Raw genomic sequence first — 25,523 nt, 5'->3', positions numbered from 1 at the left:
GGCCGGCCCCGGGCCCATCCGCCGGGGCTAGAGGGCGGGCAGGATGTCCCGGGCCTCGTCCGCGTCCATGCCGGCGGCCTCGAGGAGGTCCACCATGAGCGGGCGGAAGAGCATCACCACGGTTTCGCCCTCAAGCCGCTGTACGTCCAGCAGGCGCGGGTGCAGCCGGCCGGCCGTTTCGCTCAGTTCCACCCTGGCCGTGCGCAGGTGCGCGCGGCGGACGCCGTCGTGCACCTCCGCCAGGCCCAGGCCCAGCTCATCGACCGCGGCCGCGGTCTCCAGCAGGACCTCGGCAATGTTCTCGGTGGCCTCGTCCGAGAGCGCGGCGTGGTTGATCGCGCTGGTCAGCCGGCGCGCGAACACGCGGCTGTTACGCAACGCCAGGTCGATGAAGTCCACCGACTGCGCCAGCCGGTCCAGTTCGTCCCGGTACCGGCGGTAGGCGGGAGCCAGCGCGGCCACCTCTCCGGAGGAACGCAGGGTCTGGCGCATCGCGTCCACCAGGGGCTGGCAGTTGCGGCCGCGGATCAGGGCGTGCCAGGCCTGGGTGGAGTCGCTGTGGGTCAGGGCCGAGGAGCACTCGCGCAGCACCTCGGCCAGTTCATGCAGCAGCTTCTTGACGTCGTTGCGGGGTTCGCGCCGCGGATCCTTGGGGATCAGGAAGGTCACCGCCAGCGCAAACACGCCGCCCACCACCGCGTCGATGCTGCGGGTGAACGGTCCTCCCGCGGGGGCGGGCAAGAGCACCACCAGCAATGACTGAAGGCCCAGTTGGGTGGTGAAAATAGTTCCGCTGTCCAGGAAGCGGGCCAGTAGAATCGAGAAAAGGAGCACGACGGCGGCCTGCCAGATTCCCGCGCCCAGCCAGTGCAGCAACAGGTCGCCCACCACAATGCCGATGGTGCAGCCCAGCCCTACCTCTACGACCCGGCGAAGCCGCGGATCCCGGGAGAAGCCCAGGGCGATCAGGGAGGAGGTGGCGGCAAACAATGGCCCGGTGTGGCCCAGGACGTACTCGGCGAAGGCGTAGGCCCCCACTGCGCAGGCCGTCATCTGGACCGCAGGTACGAGCGAATTACGGCTCCGGACGAAACCGGTGCGGACCCGGCCGCGAAGGAATCGTGCGCTTGCAGTGAATCCAGTAGCGGAGGCCATGCCACCAGTCTATTTGCTGCCCGTGCTGCAAGGTTCGCCGCAGGCAGCCCCTACGGCTGTGACCCAGCCAACGCAAGCCAACCCGTCAAACGTTGACCAATAGTCCGGTGTCGTTAACCCTGCGTTCACTTTGGACCCCAATTCTCTTCACTTGGGGCACCTAACTTCGGTAAAGGTACAAAACGTATCCACCGTCTTTATTGCTCGGACGTCTCCGGTCCGACACGCATCTGAATAACCCTGGAAGGGGTACATCTAGTGAAGGCATCACGCTTCGGCCGCAACGCGGCCATTGCTGTTATCGCAGCCGGCGCTCTCGCGCTCACCGCTTGCGGTTCCGACAACGCAACCAACACCGCTGCGGGCACCCAGGCTGCTTCTGGCCCCAAGGTCACCGGCACGCTGACCGGCATCGGTTCCTCCGCGCAGGGTGCGGCCATGGATGTGTGGAAGACCAACTTCGCCTCCGCCAACCAGGGCGCCAACGTGCAGTACTCCCCGGACGGTTCCGGCGCCGGCCGCAAGGCCATCCTCGACGGCTCGGCCCAGTTTGCCGGCTCGGACGCCTACCTCAAGGACGAAGAGGCAGCCAAGGCCAAGGACACGTGCGGCCCGGACGGTGCCATCGAGGTTCCGGTCTACATTTCCCCGATCGCCATCGCCTTCAACGTGCCAGGCGTAACGGACCTGAAGCTGGACGCCCCCACGGCGGCCAAGATCTTCCGCGGCGAAATCGCCAAGTGGAACGACCCGGCCATCACCGCGCTGAACCCGGATGCCAAGCTTCCCGACCTCAAGGTCACCCCGGTCAACCGCTCTGACGATTCCGGTACCACCAAGAACTTCACCGACTACCTCGCCGCCGCGGCCCCGGCCGTCTGGAAGGACAAGGCTGACGGTGTGTGGCCGGCTTCGCTGAAGGGCGAAAACGCCAAGGGCACCTCCGGCGTCGTCAAGACGGTCACCGACACCGCCGGTGCGGTTACCTACGCCGATGACTCGGCCGTCAGCGGCAAGCTGGGCACCGCCCAGATCAAGGTCGGTTCCGACTTCGTCAAGATCTCCGCTGAAGCTGCCTCCAAGGCCGTGGACCTGGGCAAGCCGGTCGAGGGCCGCGGCGCCAACGACCTCGCCATCAAGCTGGACCGCACCACCACCGAAGCCGGCGCATACCCGCTGGTCCTCGTTTCCTACCACATCGTGTGCAGCACCTACGACAAGCAGGAAACTGTCGATCTGGTCAAGGGCTTCGAGAAGTACGTACTCTCTGCAGAGGGCCAGAAGGCTGCTGCCGAGTCCGCCAAGTCGGCTCCGCTGTCCTCCACTCTGGCAGAGAAGGCCGTCAAGGCCATCGAAACCATCAAGGTCAAGTCGTAAAGTTTGATCTGTAGCGCTAAGTTCCCCGCCCCGCCCTCCGGCGGGACGGGGAACTTAGCAGTGTTTTCCGAAGCTTTCGCAGTTCCCGATAAGTACGCTCCGCTCAAGGACCGTACGTCCGCACCATCAACACCGAAGGGCCAGGTATGATCTCCACCTCCCTGACCAAATCCCGAGGCGCAGGACGGGCCGGGGACAAAGTCTTCTCAGGGGCCACCCTGGCGGCCGGCTGCCTGATCCTCGCTGTACTCTTTGGCGTTGCGCTCTTCCTCGTCGTCCAGGCCATCCCGGCCTTGACCGCGCCGGCCGCCGACATCCAGGGCGGCGAGGGCTTCTTCGCCTACATCTGGCCGATCGTCGTCGGCACCCTGATCGCCGCCGTGATCGCGCTGGTCATCGCCACCCCGGTCGCCATCGGCGTCGCCCTCTTCATCTCGCACTATGCCCCGCGCCGGCTGGCCTCCGGCCTCGGCTACGTGGTGGACCTGCTGGCCGCCATCCCCTCCGTGGTCTACGGCGCCTGGGGCGCGGCCTTCCTGGCCAAGGAAATCTCGCCTGCCTACAGCTGGCTGGCCGCGAACCTCGGCTGGCTGCCGATCTTCCAGGGGCCGGCGTCGGCCACCGGTAAGACCATCCTGACGGCAGGCATTGTCCTCGCGGTGATGGTCCTGCCGATCATCACCTCGCTCTCGCGCGAAATCTTCCTGCAGACCCCCAAGCTGCACGAGGAAGCCGCCCTCGCCCTCGGCGCCACCCGCTGGGAAATGATCCGGATGGCCGTGCTGCCGTTCGGCCGCCCCGGAATCGTCAGCGCCGTCATGCTGGGCCTGGGCCGCGCGCTCGGCGAGACCATGGCCGTGGCCCTGGTGCTCTCTTCCGGCGCCCTCACGGCCAGCCTGATCCAGTCCGGCAACCAGACCATCGCCGCCGAAATCGCGCTGAACTTCCCCGAGGCCAGCGGCCTGAAGATCAGCACCCTGATCGCCGCCGGCCTGGTGCTGTTCATCATCACCCTCGGCGTGAACATGATTGCCAGGTGGATCATCACTCGGCACAAAGAATTCTCGGGAGCCAATTAAATGACCTCCACCCTGACCCCGGTCCGTAAACGCTCCGCCCTGACCAAGGGCCAGCTGCCCAAGGCCGCCCCGTACATCGTGCTGGCCCTGGCCCTCGTCCTCGGTGCCGCGATGCTGGCGCTCATCGGCTTCAACGCCTTCGGCTGGGGCGTCGTCTCCGCCCTGCTCTTCACCGCCGGGCTCGTCGGCTGGAGCGCCGCCGTCGAAGGCTCACGCAAGGCCAAGGACAAGCTGGTGACCTGCCTGGTGGTCGGCGCCTTCCTGGTGGCCCTGCTGCCGCTGATCTCGGTGATCTGGACCGTCCTGGTCAAGGGCCTGCCCGGCCTGCTGGACCCCGGCTTCCTGAGCACGTCCATGAATGGCGTCACCGGCGCCTTCGACAACAAGAGCGTCGAAGAAGGCGCCCCGGTGCTGGGAGGCATCTACCACGCCCTGGTCGGGACCGTGCAGATCACCCTGCTCGCCACCGTCATCTCCGTGCCGGTCGGCCTGCTGACCTCGATCTACCTCGTCGAATACGGACAAGACCGCGCCCTGGCCCGCGCCATCACCTTCTTCGTCGACGTGATGACCGGGATCCCCTCGATCGTGGCCGGCCTGTTCGCCGCGGCGTTCTTCTTCGTCGTGGTCGGCCCGGGCACCAAAACCGGTGCCGTTGCCGCCGTCGCACTCTCCGTGCTGATGATCCCGGTGGTGGTCCGCTCCAGCGAGGAAATGCTCAAGATCGTCCCGAACGAGCTCCGTGAGGCCGCCTACGCCCTCGGCGTCCGCAAGTGGCGGACCATCCTGAAGGTGGTCATCCCGACGGCGATCTCCGGCATCGCCTCCGGCGTCACCCTGGCGATCGCGCGCGTGATCGGCGAGACCGCGCCGATCCTGGTCACCGCCGGCTTCGCGACGTCCATCAATAACAACGTGTTCGGCGGTTGGATGGCCTCGCTGCCAACCTTCATTTATACGCAGATCCTGAACCCGACCTCCCCGTCCAACCCGGGACCGTCGGACCAGCGCGCCTGGGGCGCTGCCCTGGTCCTCATCATCCTCGTGATGCTGCTCAACCTGGCCGCCCGCCTGGTGGCCCGCATCTTCGCCCCGAAGGCCGGCCGCTAGGCCACCGCAGGCTCCCGGCCCCTACCACCACAAGTGAAGGAACAGCATGTCTAAGCGCATCGACGTCAAAGACCTGAACGTCTACTACGGCAAATTCCTGGCCGTCGAGGACGTCAACATCAACATCGACGCCAAGTCCGTCACCGCCTTCATCGGCCCCTCCGGCTGCGGCAAGTCCACCTTCCTGCGCACGCTTAACCGGATGCACGAAGTCATCCCCGGCGCCCGGGTGGAAGGCGAAGTACTGCTCGACGGCGACAACCTCTACGGTCCCGGAGTGGACCCCGTAACCGTTCGCTCGCAGATCGGCATGGTCTTCCAGCGCCCCAACCCGTTCCCCACCATGTCCATCCGGGACAACGTGCTGGCCGGCGTGAAGCTGAACAATAAGAAGATTTCCAAGGGTGAGGCGGACTCTCTCGTCGAGCGCTCCCTGCGCGGCGCCAACCTCTGGAACGAGGTCAAGGACCGCCTGGCCAAGCCCGGTTCCGGTCTGTCCGGCGGCCAGCAGCAGCGCCTCTGCATCGCCCGCGCCATCGCCGTCGAGCCCCAGGTGATCCTGATGGACGAGCCCTGCTCGGCCCTGGACCCGATCTCCACGCTCGCCATTGAGGACCTCATCAACGAGCTCAAGGACGAATACACCGTGGTGATCGTGACCCACAACATGCAGCAGGCGGCGCGCGTTTCGGACAAGACGGCGTTCTTCAACATTGCCGGTACCGGCAAGCCCGGCAAGCTGATCGAGTACGGTGACACGCACACCATCTTCAGCAACCCGACCGTGAAGGCCACCGAGGATTACGTCTCCGGCCGCTTCGGATAAAGCCTCCAGCCCATCGATTGCTCCGTAGCCGCCGTTTTGACCCCTCAAAAGGGCGGCTACGGAGCAGTCGACGGGTTTCTCAGAGCCCCGCGAGGGGCGACAGGGCCAGCTCCAGCACGAAGGCCGCCGCGGCGGTAACCAGCGGGGTGAGCGTCCAGAAGGCGAGGACCCGGAGCACCAGCCGGCGGTTGGTCGCCGTGTACTTCTGGTTCGTGCCCGCGCCCAACACGGCTGCGGTGACCGTATGGGTGGTGGAGATCGGCCAGTGCAGGCCGATCGCGCCCACCAGCAGCATGGCGCTGCTGTAGAGCTGCGCCACGAAGCCGCGCAGCGGATCGACCCGGATCATCCGGTAGCCGATCGTGTAGGAGATCCGCCAGCCGCCCGCCAGCGTTCCGGCCGTCAGCATGGCCGCGGTCAGGAGTGCCACCCAGACGGGCGTGGTGCCGCCGTCGGGCAGTCCCGCAGCCAGCATCGCCAGGATCAGCACGGCACTGGTGCGCTGGCCGTCCTGCAGGCCATGTCCGAAAGCAACGGCCCCGGCGGCGATGGCCTGGGCCCGCCTGGACCTGGTATTCACAACGCTCGGCGGCGTGTAGCGGGCCGCCCACGTGGCGGGCCAGACCAGCAGGTAGGCGCCCGCGAAGGCGATGACGGGGGAGAGCAGCAGGGGCAGCACCACCTGGATGAGCAGCGACTGGTCCACGCCCAGGACCGAGTTCCCGCCTACGGCGACGCTGGCCACGCCGGCCCCGGCCAAACCTCCCACGAGGGCGTGGGTCGAGGACGCCGGGATGCCCCGCCACCAGGTGTAGATACCCCAGAGGACGGCGCTCAGCAGGCCGGCGATGAGGATGGTCAGGCCGTTGCCGCCGGACGGCAGAACCACCCACGTGCGGCTTACCTCCAGCGCCATGGCCGCGCTGAGCCCGGCGCCGACGAAGTTGAACAGCCCGGCCAGGAGCACGGCGACAGTGGGCGTCAGTGCCCGGGTCCGGACGGCGAGGGCCACCGAGGATGAGGCATCGCGGAAGCCGTTGAGGAAGGCGAACGCCCCGGCGAAGAGAACCACCAGGGCAAAGAATACGAGGGACACCTCAGGATTCCTTGACGATGATGCTGCCCACCTGGGTGGCGATCCGCCGCATGTCCTTGGTGACTTCCACGAGCTGGTCCGCGATGTCGCGGTTGCGCGCGTACTGGGCCGATTTCATGTCCTTGATCATGTCCGCCACCCAGACCCGGTGGGTGCGCTCGGCGCGCTTGGTGAGCCGGAGGACTTCGATCCAGTAGTCCTCCAGGTCATCGAGGTTGTTTAGCTCGCGCATGGCATCGACGGTGAGTTCGGCCTGCCGGCTGATGATTTCCAGCTGGTCCGCCGCGCGCTTGGGCAGCCGCTCCAGCTTGTAGAGGAAGACGAGGTCCGCGGCGGCGTCCAGCTTCTCCATCGCCTCGTTGAGATAGCGGGAGAGCGCGTACATGTCCTCGCGCGGGAGCGGGTTCAGGAAGCTGGTCCGCATATGGGTCAGGAGGGCAAAATGCAGTTCCGCAGACTTCGCCTCGTGGTTATGCATGTCCTCCACCAGGCGCGAATGTTCGCTGGCGGGGGCGCCAAGGATCTCCGAAAGGGTTCCCGTGGCCACGGCTATCTGGCGGGCCATCTGGGACAGCAGGTCCAGCCCGGCGGGCTCCTGGGGGAAAAGGCGCAGCTTCACGTGGGGTTACCGGTCTCCGGACGAGGCTTACACGGGCGTTTTCTGCCGGCCCTGGAACGTGACGATGACCCGCGCATGAGGATTACTTTACCGCCCGGACTCAGGGCGCCGGGAACGCTGGCCGGAGCAGGCGACGGGCCGGCCGGCGGCGGGCATGAAAATGGTGCCGAACCGGATACGCCTCTCGGCGGTAGGCCGCTCTAGGCGGCTAATTGTTGAAGCCCGGGGGTTTCGCGGCTCGGCACCGCCTTTAGTTTTCTACTTCGCGAGGACCAAGTCAACATTGACAGCGGGGCTCCGGCGTGCGTGTTCGTAGTGCCGCAATACGGGGCGTGGCTGCCGGATTCCGGCTGCCCGCCGCCGTCGGATGTGTCAGTCCAGCTCGCCCAGCCGCCAGGCGTTGGCGGCGTGTTCAAGGTCCTCGGCGGTCTTGACGAGCAGGTGCGAATTCCGCGTCAGCTTGCTCGCATGGTTCGCGTTGCTGTGCTCCGCGCCGTCGGCGAGGGTGGCCTGGCCCAGTGCCACCACCCGGCAGAATGCCGCCGAACGCTCCAGCGCGACGTCGAACTCGCCGTCGAAGGCGCCGGAGAGGATGGCATCCGCCATCGACTTCATTTCCTCGGCGCCCGGCGGCTCGGCCGCGCCCGCGACGACGTGGGAGACCTGGGCGGTGTCCTTGCCTGCCTTGAAGTAGACCGAGATCCGCTCCGGGTCGCGGATGGTGGCTGCCCGGAGTGCATAGAGCCGCCAGAGTGCGCCCGGCAGGGAGCGGGCCGGGCTCTCCGCCCACATTTCGGCGATGGCATCGAGGCCCTGTTCGTCGGCAAGTTTGACCAGCCGGCGGGTGATCTTGGGATCGTCGCTGTCCCGGCCGCGGCGCACCAGGGCCTGGGCCGCAAGGTGGGCTGCCTCGGAAACCCGTGCCGGATCCGCGCCCCCGGCGAACGGCTCGAAGTCGATCGGCGCAAAGGGCTTCGGCTTGTGGTGGCGGTGCGGTGCTGCGCGGTGCGGTCCTGGGCTGCTGGCTCCTGCTTGCTCGCTCATGCCACCACGCTACTCCTGTGCATACCGGGAATCGAGCATGCGCCTGCCGTGGGGACAGCGGCGGGAAGACGGGCGACGGCGGCGCGTCGGGCCAGGTGCGAAAAGGCCGCCCGGGTCTGGGGTACAGTGTTAACGTCCAGAAATGGACTGGGCCGACGCGCCTGTCAACCGGGGATTTTTTCCGCGGGTTGGGGCTGTCGGCTGGGGCCTTTAGCTCAGTTGGTAGAGCATCGGACTTTTAATCCGTGGGTCGTGGGTTCGATCCCCACAGGGCCCACTCTTTTAGCGAAGAGTGGATAAACCCCCGGCATCCTGGCGACAGGAAGCCGGGGGTTTTTTGCGTCCTCTCCCGGACGCGGCGGCCCGGGCGTCACAAGCAAGCCTGCCTAGTAGTTAGATCGGCTAGGATTATCGGATGAACTCGGACAGCTCAGCAGGCTCAGGGTACTGGTACGGCCCCGATGAGCGGCTTGACCCGCCCACCGCGGTGCTGCAGGCCCTGCGCGGCTACCGCGCCGCCGAGGTTGCCACCCGGCGTTCGACGCGCGACTCCATGGGCATGGGGGAAACCGACCTGCTGGCCTTGCGTTATCTGTTGCGCGCCCAGGCCGCCGGCGAGCGGGTGGGACCCAAGGACCTGAGTCGCATGCTCGGCATCACCACGGCGTCCACTACTTCGTTGATTGACCGGCTGGTCGGCAGCGGCCACGTGCGGCGCGAGCCGCATCCCACCGACCGCCGTTCCCTGGTAATCGTCCCGACCGCCGCGACTGATTCGGAAGTGCGCGAGACGCTCGGCGAGATGCACCGCAGGATGTTGGCCGTGGCGGAAGAGCTCAGCGCCGACGAAAGCCGTGTCATCGTGTCGTTCCTTCGGCGCATGGCCGAGGCCCTCCAGGAACACACCGACCGCCACTGAGCCGTCCGGCCTGCCGGCTACGAATACCTGCGCCCAGCAACTAGCTAGTTGGACTAGTGATATGTATGCTTACTACTTGTGTCAGATAATCGTTTTCGTGGAGGAGTCGTGACTGAGTTGTTGACGATCGCCGGAACCCCGGGAGCCGGTGCGGCCCCGCTGGGTGCGCCGGACTCCCCAACTGAACCGGGCAGCGCGGCCTCCGCCATGCCCCTGACCACGGCGAGCAAGGCGCCCAGTCACTGCGGAGCCCCGATGGAGTGGACTGCACCGGCGCTGGCCACCATGTCCGCCTATTCGTTCGACGCCGGAACCGGCGCCGCCGAGCTCCCGCCCGTGTGGCGCTGCTCCTGTGGCTTCCAGCTTGACGGCATCGTCCATACGTCCAACGCGCTGGCAGCGCTGTCGTGAGCGCCGTACCCGTGCTTGCGGCGGCCGAGAGCCAGCCCGTCCCCTGCCCGGCGGCAACGAACTCCGCGGGGTTAAACGCCAAGATCCTGTGCCTCCCGGACGCTCCGGGAGGACGCTTCCTGGTCCACGAACTCCTCGGCCGCGGGGCAACCGCCACCGTATTCCGCGGCACTGACCTGCTCAACGACCGTCCGGTCGCCATCAAGGTGGCCGAGGGTCCCGCCGAGAAGGATGCCAACCGGATCCACGCGGAGGCGCGGGTGCTGGCCTCCCTGGACCACCCCGCGGTGGTCAGCTTCATGGCCGCGGGCACGGTACCGCACGGTGACCAGTGGGCGGGCCGGCCCTTCCTGGTCGAAGAATTCGCCTACGGCGGCAGCCTGGCCGAGCGGATCCGCGCCGGAGCTGCCGCGCCGGAGGAAGTGGCCGGCTGGGCCGCCGACGCGCTCTCCGGCCTGGCCCACGTGCACTCCCGCGGGCTGGTCCACCGCGACATCAAACCCGCCAACATCCTGCTCAGCGCGCTCCGGAGGTGCTCGGTACGAATCGCCGACTTCGGGATCGCCACGCCGGCAGGGACAGCCCCGGAACCGGGGGATTCGTCGGGCACCGTGCATTACATGAGCCCGGAGCAGGCAGCCGGCCAGCCGGTCACTGCTGCCACCGACGTCTATGCGCTGGGGCTGGTGCTGCTCGAGTGCCTGACCGGGGTGAAGGCCTATCCCGGGACGCCGGTCGAGTCGCTCGTGGCCCGCACCCTGCGGGGCCCGGAAATTCCGGCCAGCCTCGGCCCCGGCTGGGTTTCCCTGCTGACGGCCATGACGGCGATGGATCCCGCGGCGCGGCCCTCGGCGGCGGCCGCCCAGAAGCTGGCAACCAGGCTGGGCCGGGCACTTCCCCCGCTCCGGCTGGTCGGCTGAGGCGCCGCCAGCCTGAATCCGGCTCCCGGTCCTGATACCGGTCCAGATATGCCAAAGGCCGGCCCGCACCAAGAGAGAGCGGGCCGACCTTTCGCGTTGTTCCCGCGGCCCTCGGCCCGCGGAACCAGCCGGGCTAGCCTGCGCTGATCAGGTGGGTGAAGTGGTCATACCGGAAGGTGACCGGCCCGCCGTCGTGCACGTAGCCCAGGTTCGCTCCGCCCGGAGCCCCGCCGGCACCATAGTTCTCGGCCCAGGACCGGTTGAGTGCGGCCTTGAACGAGTAGGTGCCCGCCGGCAGGTCCGGGAATGTCAGCTTCCAGACCAGGTCCGTCGGATCCAGCGAGAGCTGGGCCTGCGGGCAGTCCGGCATCCAGTCGCCCGGGCACCCCAGCTCGGAATCGAGGTCCCCGGCAACGGCCACCGCAGCGGGCTGCTGCGAGGCGTAGACGGCGCTCATGAGGTGGGTGCTGTTGTCATAGCGGAAGGTCACTGCGCCGCCCGGGTGGTTCAGCACGATGTTGCTGCCGTTGGCGCCACCCCCGGCGCCGTAGTTCTCGTCCCAGGATCCATTAATGGCGGCCTTGAACTCGTAGCTCCCGGCGGGGAGGTTAGGAACGGTCAGGCGCCAGATCTTGTCCGCCGGATCAAGCTTCAGGAAGGCTGCCGCGCAGTCGGGCTGCCAGTCGCCGGGACAGCCCATTTCCGAGTTGAGGCTGCCGGCAATCGTGACCGATTTCGGCTGGGGGAGTTCCCCCACGACTACCGTGCGGATACCGCTGACGACTTCGCCCGCACCGGGCACCGTCAGGAGGGCGCGGTAGCGCAGTTGCGTGCCGTCCGGCACCGACAGTGCGGCCAGGTCATCCACCGCGGTGTAGTCGGGGGAGGAGCTGTCCTCGCCGAACTTCGTCCACGCTCCGCCGTCGACGCTGCGTTCGAACCGCACTACGTAGTCGGCCTTTTCCGGACTGGCGACGGCGCTGACTTCGACCTTGCCGCGGACGCTGCTGCCTTCCTTCGGGTTCACGATGCTGAGCACCGGGGACGGCACCGTGCCGCTGCGGGGCTGGCTTACGGAGGTGTGCGCCCCGTTGTCCAACACCACGGCGCGGTACTCCACCGCGGTGCCGGCCGTCAGTGCGGAGACGTCGTGGAAGACCTGGTAGGGCGCCGTGTCGTCGGTGCCGATCGAGGTCCAGGCGCCGCCAGCCGTGCGGGCCTGGAACGTCACCTCGTAGAAGGAACTGCCGTCGACGTCGGCCCCCACCCGGATCCGGCTGTTGTCCGCGGCCGAGGCTGCAGGTGCCTGCAGGCTCACTGCGGGTGCTGCCTTGGAATGCGGGATGCGGCCGGCGGACTCGTAGACGACGGCGGACAGCGGCGGAACGGTGACCGTCAGCTTCCCGTCCGCCGCGGTCTTGACCTCGGCCGACGCTTCGCCGTAGATCCGGTTGAAGGCGCGTTTGCCCACGTAGGTGGGGACCGCTGCCGTCTGGGCCTGCTTGCTGTTGTTGATGGACACCACGTACTCGCGCTGGTCCTTGGCGTCGGTCCGGGAGAAGGCGTAGATGCCCGGCCCGTCGGAGGCGTAGCGGTTCTGGTGGGCGCCGTTGCGCAGCGCCGGGTGTTCGGCCGTCAGGGTCGCGAGAGCGCTGATGTCGCGGTACAGCGGGTGGGCGGTGTTGAAGTTGTCGGTCGCGTGCGTGGCGTCGGTCCCCAGCAGGTCATCGTCGAGGTAGTCCGGGACCTTGCTGGCAAACATCGTCTGGCGCGCATCCTGGTCCCCGCCGGGGCCGGTGAAGCCCTGTTCGTCGCCGTAGTAGACCACCGGGTTGCCGCGGGAGAAGTACATCAGCTCGTGGGCCAGACGGTCCCGGGCGACGCGCTCGGCGTCGTCCGCGCCCGGGTTGTCCGCGGTGATGAAGCTGCCGATCCTGCCCATGTCGTGGTTGCCCAGGAAGGTCGGGAGCTCGTAGACGTTGGAGTCGGCGTCGGTGTACCAGTCGTCGCCGGCGAAGAAGGTCTCCAGTTCCTTGGCGCCCTGGCCGCGGGAGGCGAAGTTCCGGGCCGCTTCCTGGAAGGGGAAGTCGAGCACGGCCTGCATCTTGTTGCGGGTGGTGAACTGCGAGGTGAAGCTCTTGGAGGTGTCGAAGACCTCGCCGAACATGAAGAACTCGTCCTTGCCGTGTGCCTTGGCGTAGGCGAGGACCCGGGGGCCGAACTGCTGCCAGAACTCGTCGTTGACGTGCTTCATGGTGTCGATCCGGAAGCCGTCCACGCCGAAGTCGCCGATCCACTTCTCGTAGATGTCAACCATGCCGTTGACCACCTTGGGGTGCTCGGTGAACAGGTCGTCGAGGCCGAAGAAGTCGCCGTAGGAGGAGTTCTCGCCCTCGAACGTGGTGTCGCCGCGGTTGTGGTAGAGCGTGGTGTCGTTCAGCCAGGCCGGCACCTTGAGGTTCTCCTCGCCGGGTGCAAGTTTCGGCGTGTACGGGAACGACTTGGCCGCATCCAGCTTCGGGAAGGTTCCGGTGCCGGCGTAGTCCCGGTCATCGAATGGCTCGCCGGCGGCGGTCAGATACGGGGCGGCATCCTTGGACTTGTAGGCGGTGCGGTCGCCCTGTTCGTAGCCGATCACGTCGGCGGTGTGGTTGGTGATGATGTCGAAGTAGACCTTCATGCCGCGCGAGTGCGCCTCATCAATGAGGGTCTTCAGTTCCGCGTTGGTGCCGAGGTGCGGATCGATCTGGGTAAAGTCGGTGACCCAGTAGCCGTGGTAACCGGCCGACTTGTCCTCCGGCTGGACGGCCTTGTTCTTGAAGCTGGGGGTGAGCCAGATCGAGGTGGTGCCCAGGCCCTGGATGTAGTCGATCTTCTCCCGCAGGCCCTTGAGGTCTCCGCCGTTGTAGAAACCCTTGTTCGTCGGGTCAAAGCCGGAAACCATCGGGTCGGAACCCAGTCCGCCCTCGTCGTTGGCTGTGCTGCCGTTGTTGAAGCGGTCCGCCATCACAAAGTAGAACCGCTCGTCGGTGACCGGCCCGCGCAGGGAGTGTGAGGCCGACGGCGCGCCCGGACCCCGCGGGTCGGGAGCAGCCTGGGCAGGGACGACGGCGGCGGCGGTGACGGCCAGCGCCGCCGCCAGGGCGACGCCGGCGGTGCGGACGCGCCCTCTGCCGCGCCACAAACGGGACGGCCTGGGCAGGCTGGAGCTGCGGATATTCACGATGGAGACCTTCCGGGTGAGCGACGTTGCCTCGACGAAGGGTGGATGCGGGAGACCGGCTACTGAGAGCCAAGTCACAACTGTAAGCGCTTGCACATGGATTTTCCAGCAAATCCTCAGGGTTTGGGTTTGCAGGCTGCATCAGTCGGCACCGCGGGAAATTTCGACGCCGGAGCTGAGACGGACGGTGCCCGTTTGGATAGCATGGGGCCCTCAGGGCTTCTTAGACTTTCGGGTGGGCCCGAACGGTTGCCGGCGCGCGGCGAAAGGGGTGTGGTGATATGCCGACCCTGACGCGGCACGCCGAGGTCGTTTCCCGGCTCCGCAGCGCCGGCTGCGTCTTCGCCGAAGAAGAGGCCACCCTGCTGTTGGCCACCGCGGCCACGGCCGGCGAACTCGATGAGCTTGTCCGGCGGCGGGTCGAAGGACTGCCCCTGGAGCAGGTGCTGGGCTGGGCGGAGTTCTGCGGCCTCCGCATCCTGCTGGATCCGCAAGTCTTCGTCCCGCGCCGCCGCACCGAATATCTTGTCCGGCAGGGAGTGAAACTCCTTCGGGCGCGCGGGTCGCGCCTGACGGCCGGGGCGGCCGGGACGCCGGTGGTCGTTGACCTCTGTTGCGGCTCGGGGGCCGTGGGCACCGCGCTGGCCGCCTCGGCGGGCCCGATCGAGCTGTACGCTGCCGACGTCGACGCCGCCGCGACAGCCTGCGCGCGGCGCAACGTGCTGCCACTCGGCGGGGAAGTCCACGAGGGCGACCTGTACGGTGCGTTGCCGGACCGGCTCCGCGGCCGGGTGGACCTCCTGGCGGTGAATGCGCCCTACGTTCCCTCCGGGATGATCGAAACCATGCCGCCCGAAGCGCGCCTGCACGAAAAACGTTCGTCCCTCGACGGGGGCCCGGACGGGCTGGAGCTGCAACGGCGGGTGGCCGCCGCGGCGCCGGAGTGGCTGGCGCCGGGCGGCCACCTACTGATTGAGACGAGCCGGCAGCAGGCGGCCCGTACCGTCCAGATCTTCGCCGGGAGCGGGCTCTCCGCCCGGGTATTCCGCTCCCGGAAGCGCGACGCCACCGTCGTGCTCGGTGGCGCCGCGGGGGTGCCCGGCGGACCCGCGGGCGGTGCTGCGGGCTGAGGAAGCCTGCCCCGAACCCGCCGGCGTAGGGCGTTAGTGCTTGTCCGGGTCGACGTTGGTTGCGGGTCCGGCCGGCGTAGCGCCGCCCTCGTCGGACCAGTCTTGGCCGGTCTCATCGTTCAGCGCAGGATCGGAAGCGACGTCGGAGGCAGTGTCTCCGGCGGCGTGGGCTCCGCCGGGGGTGCCCAGGTTCGGCGTTCCGGGGTGGGTGCTGTGCGCGGGGACCGCACTGCCGGCCGGCGTCCCTGCAGCGGCATGCGCACCCGCTGCGGTATGGGCCTGCGCGGATGCCGTCTCAGGGGACGTGGTGTCCCCGGACGGGGTCTCGTCGCGGTGGACGGCGGAACTGATGACCGTGCCGGCCCGGCGGGCGGCCTCGGTGAGCTGGCCGGAAACTTCGGGAGCTTTTTCCTTGACCGCTTCGGCCGCGGCCGCCACTTTGTCCTGGACCGGCTGGCTCTGCCAAAGGCCTGCAGCCCGCGCCTTCAGCTTTTCGTAGGCTGCGCGCCCGGAACGGGATCCAAGGACATAACCTGCCGCGAGGCCGGTGCCGAAAAGAAGTTTGGCTTTCATGCTGTACTCCTGCTCTGTGTTCTCTGGAAGGGTGCTCTAGAAGTCTTGTTTGGAAAGCTGACGGGTACCAAAAAACCGGCCCCAGGAAATAATCCCGGGACCGGTTTTCCGGTCACACCGTTTTAGCGGTGCGAGCGCTTGGTGATCATGCCGTAGACCAGCAGTACGATGATCGCACCGCCGATCGCCAGCAGCCACGTGGTCAGCGAGAAGAATTCCTGCAGTCCCGTGCCGAAGAGTGCGCTACCGATGAGGCCGCCCAGAAGAGCGCCCACAACACCGAGGATCAGCGTGATGACCCAGCCACCGCCCTGACGTCCCGGCAGGATAGCCTTAGCAATTGCTCCGGCAATAAGACCCAGAATAAGAAATGCGAAAAAACCCATTTTATTGGCCCTTCTCTTTCATTGAGGAGACACCCGGGTTGCCGGGTGCGCTTCATCCTTCTGCCTAAATACTAATCATGCTTACTATCAAAACGCTACTCGGCGTCGCGGAAAGTTTGCAGAACCGTTGTATTCACAGGCAGATTTCGCGGCGCCGGGCGCTCCAGGCGGTCAGCGCTCCAGCCGGAAACCGAGCTTGATGGTCACCTGCCAGTCGGCTACCTGGCCGTTCTCGAGGTGCCCGCGAATCTCCTTGACCTCGAACCAGTCCAGGTTCCGCAGTGTCTTCGCGGCCTCGGAAATGCCGTTGCGGACGGCGGCGTCCACACCTTCATTCGAGGTCCCGACAATTTCAGAAATGCTGTAGGTGTGGTTAGACAACTTCGCTCCTCGTGATCGTCATCGGTCTGCTGGCTCCGGCCGGGGGCCGTCCCTGCAGACTAGCCCACGCAGTCGGGCCGGACTAGGGGTGCGCCACATTGCCCGGCGAGCTGAACACCGGGCCTGGTTGGGGCCGCTTGGGGGCAGGCGGGGCTTCGCCGTCGCGGGGCCGCACGCGCCGCATCATCCAAGGCAGCAGGTAGTGCGTGGCCCAGGCCAGGTCTCCGGCGCGGGTCTCCCGCCAGTTGCCGACGGGAAGCGGTTTCGGTTGCAGCGGGTGTAAGCCGTGCGGGAACTGCAGCGTGTCCAGCACCATGCCGGCAATCGTGTGGTGGCCCAGGGGAGAGAAATGCAGGCGGTCCGGATCCCACATCCGCGGGTCGCTCAACTGGCGCAGGGTCCACAAGTCCGCGATCACGCCGTTGTGGCGGGCCGCTATAGTCCGGATGTTTTCGTTGAAGACGGCCACTTTGCCGCGGATGTGGCTGAAGACGGGGGTATCGCCCCAGTCAGGGCCGGTAAAGAGCACCACGGTGGCGCCGGTGGCAGAGAGTGCGGCGACGGCGGCGTCCAGGGCGACCGCGAGCCGGTCCGGGTCGCGCCGGTGGAACACGAGGTCGTTACCCCCGGCGGACAGCGTGACGAGGTCAGGTTTGAAGGCGATTGCCGGGCCAAGCTGCCGGTCTACGATCTCCTGCAGCACGAGGCCGTTGACGGCAAGGTTTGCGTAGGAGAAATCGGAGTGGGCGGTGCTGATTTCCTCGGCGATCCGGTCGGCCCAGCCCCGCATCCCGCCGGGACTGAGGGGTTCTGGATCGCCGAGGCCGGCGGTGAACGAATCCCCGAGGGCGACGTAGCGCTGCCAAGGGCCCGTGCCGGCGCTTGTGGCGCTTTTGCGGGCCATCGCCGGGTTGACGAAACTGGCCGCGTTCACATCATCAGAAATACGCCGGTGACCTCCCGTTCGGTAGGTACTTACGTCCCTACCGAAGCCGGATTTGGGGCCGCTTTCGCACTGCTCGAGGCCGCTTATACCACTAGGGGTATGTGGAATACCAAGGGGGGTATATCATGGAATGTAATCCGTCTACTCCGGGAGGCCCCCATGGAACTCGATCCCACCGACATGAAGTCCGTCATTAACCGCCTGCGCCGCGCCCAGGGCCAGCTCGCGGCGGTCACACGCATGATCGAAGAAGGCCGGGACTGCAAGAGCGTGGTTACGCAGCTTGCCGCCGTCTCCAGCGCCCTGGACAAGGCAGGATTCTCCATCATCGCCACCGGACTGCAGCAGTGCATGCAGCAGGAGGACCCGAGCCTGGACCGGGCCGAACTGGAGAAGCTCTTCCTCTCCCTCGCCTAAGGTCATGCCGTAGCCGGAGGCCAGGATCATCTGATGGTCCTGGCCTCTTGCGTTCCCTCAGACGCGGCCGACAATGGAGGGAAGGGCGGCCGGGTGCCCCTGCCGCGACGGTAAGGAGCGCCATGCAGCAGCCCGCAGGCGGCGAAGCACCAGCCGTACCGGAGCGGGACCTGGTCATCGACCTGGCCCGCTTCTTCTGCCTCGCGCTGGTGGTCATCGGCCACACGATGATGGTCAGCCCCGTCCTGCATCCGGACGGCACGGTGAGCTCCGACAACACGCTGGGGAACCAGCGCTGGTTTGAACCTGTGGTCTGGGTACTCCAGGTAATGCCGCTGTTCTTCGTCGCAGGCGGCGTCACCGGCCTGTACTCGTGGCGCCGACTGCGGTCCCAGGGCGGCGGTGCCTTCGAGTTCGTCCAGGGCCGGCTGCTGCGGCTGATCCGCCCCGCCGCGGTGCTGCTGGCGGTCATGTTCACCGGACTGTGGGCTGCGCGGCTCAGCGGTGTGGACCCGCAGGTCATCCAGTTGCTGGCCGCCGGCGCGGGCATGCCGCTGTGGTTCCTGGCCGCCTACCTCGCGGCGCAGCTGAACCTGCCTTGGCTGGCCGCACTCCACGCCCGCGCGCCCTGGCCGACCCTGGCCGCGCTCGTCACTCTGGTGGTGGCCGTGGACTGCCTCCGCGGCGCGCTGCCCGCTCTGGCCTTCGCCAACATGGTCTTCCTGTGGTGCGCCGTGCAGCAGCTTGGTTTCTTCGTGGCCGACGGGAAGCTGCAGGCCCTGACGCCGTCGGCGCTGCTCGGGGTCGTGGCGGCGAGCAACCTGCTGCTTGGCATCCTGGTGGCGCTCCGTCTGTATTCAGGAAACATGCTGGTCAACCTCAACCCGCCCAACCTGCCCCTGTTCCTGCTCGCGGTCTCCCAAGCCGCAGGTTTGCAGCTTCTTCGGCCGCTCCTCGCCAGGCTGGCCGCCGTCGGGCCGGTTCGCGGGGCCTTGGTCCGGACGGGTCCGCGTTCCATGACCGTCTACCTGTGGCATCTGCCTCTGCTGGCAGCGATGTCCGGGCTGCTGCTGCTCACCGATCTCCCGCAACCGTCCGGCGGAACGGCCGCGTGGTGGTGGACCCGGCCGCTTGTTCTCTTGGGTGTCGTCGCCCTCCTGCTGCCGGTGCTGGCACTGTTCGGGCGTCTGGAGGAGCGGCCGACGTCGCCGGGCCAGTCCCGCGTTCGGCCGGCGGCCGCCGTGGTGACAGCCGCCGTCGTCGTCTTCATCCCGGTGGTGGATGCTGCCCTGAACGGGCTCACTGTGGGACTGCTGGGCGGCGCCGCCGCCTGCTTCGCGCTCGCCGTGCTGCTGCTGGGCCGGGTCCCGGATCGCAGCCTGGCAAGCGCCACCGGCGGCGGATCCGGACGACCATTGCCACGCCCGCCATTACGTGCCAATCTCGAACCATGACGGAGAACTCGGCAGAAACTGAAGACACGTTCAGCCCGGACGTCTCCACCACCCGAAACGATGCCCTGCACCGCTATGAGCTGCACGTCGGCGGCAAGCTTGCGGTCCAGGTCCGTTACGTCGACCGGCCGGGCCATGTGGACTTCATCCACACCGAGACGGCCGAACAGTTCAAGGGGCAGGGCCTGGCCGGTGTGCTCGCCCATTTCGCGCTGGACGATGTGGTGGCTTCCGGGAAGCGGATCATCCCGCACTGCCCCTACATCTACCGCTACCTCCGCAAGCATGACGCCTACAACCAGTGCATCGATTGGCCGGAGCAGGCGCCCGCCGGGGCGTGACCGCTTGTGAGCGGGGCGACAATTTCGTATTGTTTAGCTTGGGTTATGCAGTTGGCTCAAGGACGTGTCATTTGGAGAACCCCGTGAACCACAAACTGCGTGTGCTTGTCCGTGTTGATGTCGATCCCGGACATGTGACCCTCGAAGTCACCGGTTGCCTGACCCAGGCCAACTACCCCGCCCTGCTGCACATCATGAGGCGCGCCAGCCGGCTGGCTTCCGGCTCGGACGTCAGCATCGATCTGCACGGCGCTTCCCACCTCGACCCGGAGATCCTTCTCTATCTCCGGCAGCTCGCCGCGAGCCAGGGCCCAGCGGCAGCCCAAGATGCCCCGGCCCAGGAGCCTGTGGCTGCCGCGCTTGGCGTTACGGCCGGTGGTACCGAAGGTTTCCGCCTGATGCTGCAGGAACCGGCCGAACTGCCCATCTGCCTGGTCCACGTCGGTTCCGACGGCGAGGTCCTGGCCGACCTCGACGGCGAGATCACCGGAGCCGTCACCGGCCAGCTCCTGGGCGAGGTCACCGACCTCGACGGAGCGGACCCCGCGACGGACGCTGCGGGCAGCGAGACCGTGGCCCGTCCCGACCTAATTGACGGCCTTGAACTCTCTGACTATTTCGAGGGGACGCTGGATCCGGCCGCCACCGTGCAGGCGCTCTCCGACGCCGCCCTCGGTCAGCTGGCCGATGCCCTATACCGCCACCTGGACACTCCCGCCCCGTCCTTTGGCGCCCACACCTGGTACGAGCTCGCTGCCGAAGAGCTCCAGCAGCGCTACCGCGCCGCGGACGAGGACGGACTAGGCGAGACCGGATTGGGCGACGCTGCGCTGGGCGGGGCTGCGCTGGACGACGCTGCGCCGGCCGGCAAGCTTCCCGACGGCCCGTCGGAGGGCGAACTCGCCGCAGGGCCGGCCCTGGCCTGAGGCCCGGAACGCGGCGACGCTAGGCTGTGGCTATGGACACACCGGCTCAAGGATCATCGGCTACGGCCCAGACGGCCCAGACGGCCCAGACTGCCCTGGTCACGGGCGCCACGGCCGGTCTCGGGGCCGAGTTCGCCCGCCAGCTCGCCCAGCAGGGATACCACCTGGTCCTGGTGGCGCGCGATGAGGCACGGCTCCTGTCGTACGCGGCGGAGCTGGAGAACAACTACGGGGGCCGGGCGGAGGTGCTCGCCGCTGACTTGGCGGACGACGGCGGCGTGGCCGCCGTCGTCGGGCGCCTAAGCGACCCGGCGCGCCCGGTGGAGGTCCTGGTCAACAATGCCGGGATCGGCCTGCTGCACTCCTTTGCGGACAATGACATCGCCGAGGAGAAACGGCACCTCAAGCTGCACGTCGAAACGGCCATGGAACTGACGCATGCCGCGTTGCAGGGCATGCTGCAGCGGCATTCGGGCAGGGTGATCAACGTGGCCAGCGTGGCGGCCTTCCTTCCCCGCGAAACCTATTCCGCCGCGAAGGCATGGCTGCTCAGTTTCAGCCGCTGGGCCAACCTCGCCTACGCCGGCCGGGGGATAAAGGTGACGGCCGTGTGCCCCGGCTTCACGCACACCGAATTCCACGACCGCATGGGCATGGACAAGACGGCGGCTCCCGCCTGGATGTGGCTGCAGGCAGAACAGGTTGTCCGTGAGGGCCTCGCCGACAACGAAAAGGGCAGGGCCGTCTCGATCCCGAGCAAGCGCTACAAGCTCCTCACGGCAGCGGCACGCGTGCTGCCCGCGCGGCTCGTCGCGGGGCCGCCGCGGCGCGCGAAGTAGGAGGGACAGCCGGGTTACGCGGCCGGCGCTGCGGCTAACGGCCGGCGGCGCCGGATCAGGACCACGACGGCGATGCCCGTGCACGCGCCGACCAAGGTCTCCACCGCCCGTTCTGCCAGCAGGAAGCGCGGATCGGCGGGGACTGCCAGCTGCGTCATCAGCAGGATGACGGGCGTGAAGGACACCATCGCGAGCCCGTAGTGCCGGGTCATGAAGAGCTCGGTGGTGAATTGCAGGACAATCACCAGCACGGCCAGGACGGCGGTCTCGTGTCCAGGGAAGAGCCGCAGCGGCGACCCGGCCCATGGAAACAGCACCGCGGCCACCACCGCCAGGCCCAGCAGGGTGCCGACGATCCGGTGCAGCCCGCGGTAGACGCTGCTGGGCAGGTCGGCCCCGGCCAGGGGCACCGCCGCGGCGGCCATCGCCCAGTGCGGGTGGGCGCTGCCGCTGAGCACCCCGATGCTGCCGGCTGCTGCCACGGCGGCGAGGTACCGCGCCGCATGGATCCAGGCGGCGCGACGGCGGACCCCGAGCAGCGGCGGCACAACGCGTGCAGCGCCGCGCTGCCAGGTCCTGCCACGGACCCAGCCGCCGAAGCCTACCGCGATCGAGAAAGCGGCCGATCCCGCGCCGATCAGCAGGGCGAGCTGCCACGGAACCGCAGTGGGAATCGAGGCGCAGGCTCCCAGCGCCAGGATTCCAAAGAACGGTCCATTGGGCTTGAGCCCGACCTTGTCCGCGAAAAGGGACCCGGCGGCGGCCAGGACCGACTCCACGGCCACGAGGGCCCACGAATGGAGCTGGTTCACCGAAAGCGCGACGCCCACCCCCAAGCCGCCGACCAGGACGAAGGCCGCCTGAAGCTGATGCGTGAGCCTGAGTTGGTGCGGTTCGGAGCGGCCATACATGCCGGTGAGGGCACCAAACACAGCGTAAATGATGAGATCCGGCCGCCCGGCCGCGAGCAGGGCCAGCGACGGGACCGCCACCCCGACCGCGACGCGCAGTGCCGAGACGCTGTCACGGTTCGCCGGCCCAAGCCGGTGCAAGACGCGGACATGGCGCAAGAGCGACTGCATGCGGACCTCCTGGGGTTCGGGGGCGGATACCTGAGAGCTGTGTCCGTCGGTGGCCGTGTCATCCGGCGCCGGCTGCCCGGCATGGGACTCGGGGCCGGGGACGCGCCAAAGGCCTGCCCCGTGTGCTTCCCCCAATGGAAAGCGCGCGGGACAGGCCTCTACGGGCGGGGCGCTGGGCTACGCGGTTCGGACCTGCGGGCCTGGACTAGGCCCGGGCGGGTACCTTACCGGCGTCGCCGTCGGATGCATCGGCCGCATCGGCTGCGGTCAGCGGCATGTCCATGTGCTCAAGGTCGATCAGCGGGTTCTCGTCCTGCGTCGCAACCAGTTCCCGGGCCTCCGCCTGGGTGTCCACGCTCGGCATGGAGCCCGGCAGCGGCATCTGGGCGGATTCCTTGAGGAAGTAGATCGCCACGGCGCCGATCGCCGAGGTGGCCATCAGGTAGTAGGCCGGCATCATGTCGTTGCCGGTGGCGTTGATCAGCGCGGCAACGATGAACGGGGTGGTACCGCCGAAGATGGCGACCGAGAAGTTGTACGCGATGCCCATGGCGCCGTAGCGGCTGGCCGTGGGGAACTGGGCCGGGAGGGCCGAGGCCAGGTTGGCCACGTAGAACGTCACCGGGAAGGCGATCAGCGCGAGGCCGGCCAGGGTGGACCAGATCTCGCCGACGCCGATCAGCAGGAACGCCGGGGTGGCCAGGACAACGGTGCTCAGGGCGCCGATCCACAGCACGGGGCGGCGGCCAATCCGGTCGGACAGCTTGCCGGTCAGCGGGATGCAGAGGCTCATGATGACCAACACGGGGATGGTCAGCAGGGTGCCGTGGAGTTCGTCGTAGCCCTTGGACTCGGTGAGGTAGGTGGGCATGTACGAGGTCAGGGCGTAGCCGGCGGTGTTGGCCGCGGCCACCAGGATCATGGCGACGATGATCGAGCGCCAGTAGGCCTTCACGATGCCCACCGGTCCCTTGGACGCGGCAGCGTCAGCAGCGGTGGCGTCCTTGGCGAGGTTCTCCTGGGCATCCAGGGTGGCCTGGAACTGGGGGGATTCCTCGATCTTGCTCCGGAAGTAGACCGCGATCAGGCCGAGGGGTCCGGCCAGCAGGAACGGAATGCGCCAGCCCCACTGCTCCATGGTGTCCTGGCCGAGGGTCAGCTGCAGCACCGACACGAGGGCTGCGCCGGCGGCGAAGCCGAGGTAGCTGCCCATGTCCAGGAAGCTAGCGAAGAAACCGCGCCGCTTGTCCGGCGCGTACTCGCTGACGAAGGTCGTGGCACCGGCGTACTCGCCGCCGGTGGAGAAGCCCTGGATGACCTTGAACAGGACCAGCAGGACAGCGGCCCAGATGCCGATCTGGGCGTAACCGGGCAGGAGGCCGACGGCGAAGGTGCTGGCCGCCATGATCATGAGGGTCGCTGCGAGGACCTTCTGCCGGCCGATCTTGTCGCCAAGCCAGCCGAACACGACGCCGCCGAGGGGGCGGGCGATGAAGGTGGCGGCAAAGGTGCCGAGCAGGAAGAGGGTCTGGACGGACTTGTCCGCCTCCGGCAGGAACACCGGTCCCATGGTAGTAATCAGGTAGCCGAATACGCCGACGTCGTACCATTCCATGGTGTTACCCACGATGGTGCCGCCAAGCGCTTTCTTAAGCATCGGCTGGTCGACGACGTTGACGTCGGACTCGCGGAGCCGACGGCGACGAAGCCGTGGTTTCTTGGCGCCCCGGGGTGCGCCTTGGTTAGTTCCGCCGGCGTTCAAAACGCCAGCTGAAGAGTCGGTCGTGCTTCGGTCTTTGGGCATTTGGGCAACTCCTGTGGAGGTCATTTGCTTGCGACTTGTAGCTGCCCCGCTCCGGGCAGGGTTTCAATTTTACGCGATTTCCATGGCGTTTCCGATTTCAGTGGCGTATGATCAGCCGATTTTGGCGCCTGGACGGCACTTCAGCGGCGGCCCCGTGGCGCGATTTACCCGCGCCGTTTCTGGGAAGTAGGCAGTTCACTTATCTTTTTGGAAACTTTTTCGCCTATGAGCCCGTCAAGGGGGCTTTTGGGCGCGGTTCGGGCCCTTTTTAGCGCGGCGTCGCCGGCCGCGCCAGGCGGATCGCGGGCAGGCATGACCACTCGGGCGGCAGCAGTCTGCGTTCGCCGTCGGGCTGGAACCCGTGCTTGGCGTAGAAGGCCCGGGCCCGGGGGTTTTCCGCCAGCACCCACAGGTAGCAGGGCGAGTCCCCGATGGCGGCCGTCAGCAACGCGCTGCCGAGACCGCTGCCGTGGGCGCTGCTCAGCGTGTAGATGGCAAACAGCTCCAGCTCGTTGGCCCGGTCCTCGTCGCGCCCCACACCCGCCTCGGCGAATCCCACGACGTGATTGTGCGCGTCCAGGGCAATGATCCGGGGCTCAGGGCTCTCCAAATGGGGCCGCCGCTGTTCCACCCTCGCCGCGATGTTGGCGCGCCGGGCTTCGAAGAAGGCCGCAGGCAGGAGGTGTCCGTAGCACTCCTCGTGGGCCTGGGTGTGCATTCGGACCAAGGCATCGGCGTCATCGGCCGTGGCTCGCCGGATCCTGTATTCCATGCCCCAGCCTAACTTCGGCGCCCACCGGGGCTCTGTTCAACACGTGGGGGAACTGCCTATGGTGGTGCCACCGACAGTGCGGCACGCCAGTGCCGACACGAGCCGAGCCGAGGGGAGCCCTTTCATGACTGACAAATCCGGTATGAGCGAAGAGCCCGGGACGCCGGAGGAACCCGGCACCGCGCCGAAACCCGAGCGGGGCGTCAAGTCCCGACTCACGGATGCTCAAAAGGAGATGCTTGCCAGCAAGTCCCGCGGCGGCGCGGGCCTGCAGAGCGTCGGCCGCAGCCACAAGCCCACCCATGCCAGCGGCAAACAGGGCCCGGCGCAGAAGAAAGTCCGCTGGTAGGAGCTAGAGACATCTCACCGGCTCAGACCTACGATTGGGGGACGCTTCATTTCATCGCAGAGAGGAAGAGCCATGGCGGATCATCACTCGAAAGAAGAGATCGAGCCTGAGGTTGCCAGTCACCTCGCGGAGTCCATGGACGAGGTCCCCGGCCCGGAAAGCAAGCGGCCGGAACCGCCCTCGCCGGCCGACGGCCATGAATGGCCAGACGGCAGCGGGAAACACCGCCATCCGAAGGACCGCGACGTTGTCCGCGGGCAGCAGGCACAGCAGGTGGCCGACGCGGCCATCCACCGGCAAAGCCGCCCCCAGATCCCGCACCACGATTAAGCACAAGTGAGGGC

27 protein-coding genes and 1 tRNA gene are annotated in these 25,523 nt (G+C 67.4%); 16 read left to right on the top strand and 12 right to left on the bottom strand.

All coding sequences use genetic code 11. The features are described 5' to 3' along the window. Nucleotides 1–27 precede the first annotated feature (27 nt). On the bottom strand, nt 28–1,155 hold the full coding sequence (locus tag AC1DK9_RS11990; protein WP_476861284.1) for an FUSC family protein: 1,128 nt from the start codon (nt 1,153–1,155) through the stop codon (nt 28–30). 258 nt (nt 1,156–1,413) lie between these two features. Here AC1DK9_RS11990 and pstS point away from each other — a divergent pair, with 258 nt between their 5' ends. From pstS to pstB, 4 genes are all read left to right on the top strand, one after another. Continuing rightward, nucleotides 1,414–2,532, top strand: a complete 1,119-nt coding sequence (pstS, locus tag AC1DK9_RS11985) for a phosphate ABC transporter substrate-binding protein PstS (RefSeq protein WP_476916053.1) — start codon at nt 1,414–1,416, stop codon at nt 2,530–2,532. Between the two features lie 146 nt (nt 2,533–2,678). Then, nucleotides 2,679–3,611 carry a phosphate ABC transporter permease subunit PstC gene (gene pstC / locus AC1DK9_RS11980; RefSeq protein WP_476916052.1) on the top strand — a complete coding sequence of 311 codons (933 nt, stop codon included), beginning with the start codon at nt 2,679–2,681 and terminating at the stop codon, nt 3,609–3,611. Next, nucleotides 3,612–4,721 (top strand): phosphate ABC transporter permease PstA, encoded by a 1,110-nt coding sequence (pstA, locus tag AC1DK9_RS11975; protein WP_476916051.1) that lies wholly within the window; start codon nt 3,612–3,614, stop codon nt 4,719–4,721. Nucleotides 4,722–4,767: 46 nt separating this feature from the next. Beyond that, nucleotides 4,768–5,547: a phosphate ABC transporter ATP-binding protein PstB gene (pstB, locus tag AC1DK9_RS11970; protein ID WP_056736498.1), complete on the top strand. Its 780-nt coding sequence runs from the start codon at nt 4,768–4,770 to the stop codon at nt 5,545–5,547. A 79-nt stretch (nt 5,548–5,626) separates the two neighbouring features. Here pstB and AC1DK9_RS11965 read toward each other — a convergent pair whose 3' ends face one another. From AC1DK9_RS11965 to AC1DK9_RS11955, 3 genes are all read right to left on the bottom strand, one after another. Continuing rightward, entirely contained in the window at nt 5,627–6,643 is a 1,017-nt protein-coding gene (locus AC1DK9_RS11965; protein ID WP_476916050.1) for an inorganic phosphate transporter, read from the bottom strand. A 1-nt stretch (nt 6,644) separates the two neighbouring features. Beyond that, entirely contained in the window at nt 6,645–7,262 is a 618-nt protein-coding gene (locus AC1DK9_RS11960; RefSeq protein ID WP_476916049.1) for a DUF47 domain-containing protein, read from the bottom strand. Nucleotides 7,263–7,634: 372 nt separating this feature from the next. Further along, nucleotides 7,635–8,306 (bottom strand): hypothetical protein, encoded by a 672-nt coding sequence (locus AC1DK9_RS11955; RefSeq protein ID WP_476861277.1) that lies wholly within the window; start codon nt 8,304–8,306, stop codon nt 7,635–7,637. 204 nt (nt 8,307–8,510) lie between these two features. Between AC1DK9_RS11955 and AC1DK9_RS11950 the strand changes: the two genes are divergently transcribed. From AC1DK9_RS11950 to AC1DK9_RS11935, 4 genes are all read left to right on the top strand, one after another. Then, nucleotides 8,511–8,583, top strand: a tRNA-Lys gene (locus AC1DK9_RS11950). 138 nt (nt 8,584–8,721) lie between these two features. Continuing rightward, nucleotides 8,722–9,225 (top strand): MarR family winged helix-turn-helix transcriptional regulator, encoded by a 504-nt coding sequence (locus AC1DK9_RS11945; protein WP_476861276.1) that lies wholly within the window; start codon nt 8,722–8,724, stop codon nt 9,223–9,225. Between the two features lie 108 nt (nt 9,226–9,333). Next, nucleotides 9,334–9,636, top strand: a complete 303-nt coding sequence (locus AC1DK9_RS11940) for a hypothetical protein (protein ID WP_476861275.1) — start codon at nt 9,334–9,336, stop codon at nt 9,634–9,636. Beyond that, nucleotides 9,633–10,556 carry a serine/threonine-protein kinase gene (locus AC1DK9_RS11935; protein ID WP_476861274.1) on the top strand — a complete coding sequence of 308 codons (924 nt, stop codon included), beginning with the start codon at nt 9,633–9,635 and terminating at the stop codon, nt 10,554–10,556. Before AC1DK9_RS11940 ends, AC1DK9_RS11935 begins: the two co-directional genes overlap by 4 nt. A gap of 133 nt (nt 10,557–10,689) precedes the next feature. On the opposite strand, the gene AC1DK9_RS11930 is transcribed toward AC1DK9_RS11935, so the two are convergent. Next, nucleotides 10,690–13,698: an alpha-amylase family glycosyl hydrolase gene (locus AC1DK9_RS11930; protein ID WP_476916104.1), complete on the bottom strand. Its 3,009-nt coding sequence runs from the start codon at nt 13,696–13,698 to the stop codon at nt 10,690–10,692. Nucleotides 13,699–14,060: 362 nt separating this feature from the next. Between AC1DK9_RS11930 and AC1DK9_RS11925 the strand changes: the two genes are divergently transcribed. Continuing rightward, nucleotides 14,061–14,909, top strand: a complete 849-nt coding sequence (locus AC1DK9_RS11925; protein WP_476861273.1) for a putative protein N(5)-glutamine methyltransferase — start codon at nt 14,061–14,063, stop codon at nt 14,907–14,909. Nucleotides 14,910–14,942: 33 nt separating this feature from the next. Here AC1DK9_RS11925 and AC1DK9_RS11920 read toward each other — a convergent pair whose 3' ends face one another. The 4 genes from AC1DK9_RS11920 to AC1DK9_RS11905 all read right to left on the bottom strand — a co-directional run bounded on the left by AC1DK9_RS11920 (nt 14,943) and on the right by AC1DK9_RS11905 (nt 17,153). Further along, nucleotides 14,943–15,482 carry a hypothetical protein gene (locus tag AC1DK9_RS11920; RefSeq protein WP_476861272.1) on the bottom strand — a complete coding sequence of 180 codons (540 nt, stop codon included), beginning with the start codon at nt 15,480–15,482 and terminating at the stop codon, nt 14,943–14,945. Between the two features lie 122 nt (nt 15,483–15,604). Further along, complete coding sequence (locus AC1DK9_RS11915) at nt 15,605–15,868, bottom strand: GlsB/YeaQ/YmgE family stress response membrane protein (protein ID WP_138767750.1); 264 nt, start codon at nt 15,866–15,868, stop codon at nt 15,605–15,607. A gap of 171 nt (nt 15,869–16,039) precedes the next feature. Next, nucleotides 16,040–16,249 carry a dodecin gene (locus tag AC1DK9_RS11910; protein WP_175322466.1) on the bottom strand — a complete coding sequence of 70 codons (210 nt, stop codon included), beginning with the start codon at nt 16,247–16,249 and terminating at the stop codon, nt 16,040–16,042. Between the two features lie 82 nt (nt 16,250–16,331). Further along, nucleotides 16,332–17,153: an SGNH/GDSL hydrolase family protein gene (locus AC1DK9_RS11905; protein ID WP_476861588.1), complete on the bottom strand. Its 822-nt coding sequence runs from the start codon at nt 17,151–17,153 to the stop codon at nt 16,332–16,334. 201 nt (nt 17,154–17,354) lie between these two features. Between AC1DK9_RS11905 and AC1DK9_RS11900 the strand changes: the two genes are divergently transcribed. From AC1DK9_RS11900 to AC1DK9_RS11880, 5 genes are all read left to right on the top strand, one after another. Then, complete coding sequence (locus AC1DK9_RS11900) at nt 17,355–17,612, top strand: metal-sensitive transcriptional regulator (RefSeq protein WP_138767747.1); 258 nt, start codon at nt 17,355–17,357, stop codon at nt 17,610–17,612. Between the two features lie 122 nt (nt 17,613–17,734). Beyond that, on the top strand, nt 17,735–19,066 hold the full coding sequence (locus AC1DK9_RS11895) for an acyltransferase family protein (protein WP_476916048.1): 1,332 nt from the start codon (nt 17,735–17,737) through the stop codon (nt 19,064–19,066). Then, entirely contained in the window at nt 19,063–19,407 is a 345-nt protein-coding gene (locus AC1DK9_RS11890) for a GNAT family N-acetyltransferase (RefSeq protein ID WP_476861270.1), read from the top strand. The genes AC1DK9_RS11895 and AC1DK9_RS11890 overlap by 4 nt, the downstream gene beginning before the upstream one ends. Nucleotides 19,408–19,490: 83 nt before the next feature. Continuing rightward, the gene (locus tag AC1DK9_RS11885) at nt 19,491–20,333 is read left to right on the top strand and encodes a hypothetical protein (RefSeq protein WP_476861269.1); all 843 of its coding nucleotides are present in this window, start codon (nt 19,491–19,493) and stop codon (nt 20,331–20,333) included. Nucleotides 20,334–20,365: 32 nt separating this feature from the next. Next, a complete protein-coding gene (locus AC1DK9_RS11880) occupies nt 20,366–21,172 on the top strand; it encodes an SDR family NAD(P)-dependent oxidoreductase (protein WP_476861268.1) in 807 nt (268 codons plus the stop codon). A gap of 14 nt (nt 21,173–21,186) precedes the next feature. Here the strand turns inward: AC1DK9_RS11880 and AC1DK9_RS11875 are convergent, their stop codons facing one another. From AC1DK9_RS11875 to AC1DK9_RS11865, 3 genes are all read right to left on the bottom strand, one after another. After that, nucleotides 21,187–22,254, bottom strand: a complete 1,068-nt coding sequence (locus AC1DK9_RS11875) for an FUSC family protein (RefSeq protein ID WP_476861267.1) — start codon at nt 22,252–22,254, stop codon at nt 21,187–21,189. 205 nt (nt 22,255–22,459) lie between these two features. Further along, entirely contained in the window at nt 22,460–24,058 is a 1,599-nt protein-coding gene (locus tag AC1DK9_RS11870) for an MFS transporter (RefSeq protein ID WP_476861266.1), read from the bottom strand. Between the two features lie 268 nt (nt 24,059–24,326). Beyond that, nucleotides 24,327–24,830 carry an N-acetyltransferase family protein gene (locus AC1DK9_RS11865; protein WP_476861265.1) on the bottom strand — a complete coding sequence of 168 codons (504 nt, stop codon included), beginning with the start codon at nt 24,828–24,830 and terminating at the stop codon, nt 24,327–24,329. Nucleotides 24,831–24,954: 124 nt separating this feature from the next. Between AC1DK9_RS11865 and AC1DK9_RS11860 the strand changes: the two genes are divergently transcribed. Then, nucleotides 24,955–25,179: a hypothetical protein gene (locus tag AC1DK9_RS11860; protein ID WP_476861264.1), complete on the top strand. Its 225-nt coding sequence runs from the start codon at nt 24,955–24,957 to the stop codon at nt 25,177–25,179. A 72-nt stretch (nt 25,180–25,251) separates the two neighbouring features. Further along, nucleotides 25,252–25,509 (top strand): hypothetical protein, encoded by a 258-nt coding sequence (locus tag AC1DK9_RS11855; protein WP_476861263.1) that lies wholly within the window; start codon nt 25,252–25,254, stop codon nt 25,507–25,509. Nucleotides 25,510–25,523 lie beyond the last annotated feature (14 nt).

The organism is Arthrobacter sp. 01T414, from assembly GCF_056398965.1.
Note: the sequence above shows the minus strand (reverse complement) of the source record. Positions and strands in the feature narration are given on the sequence as shown.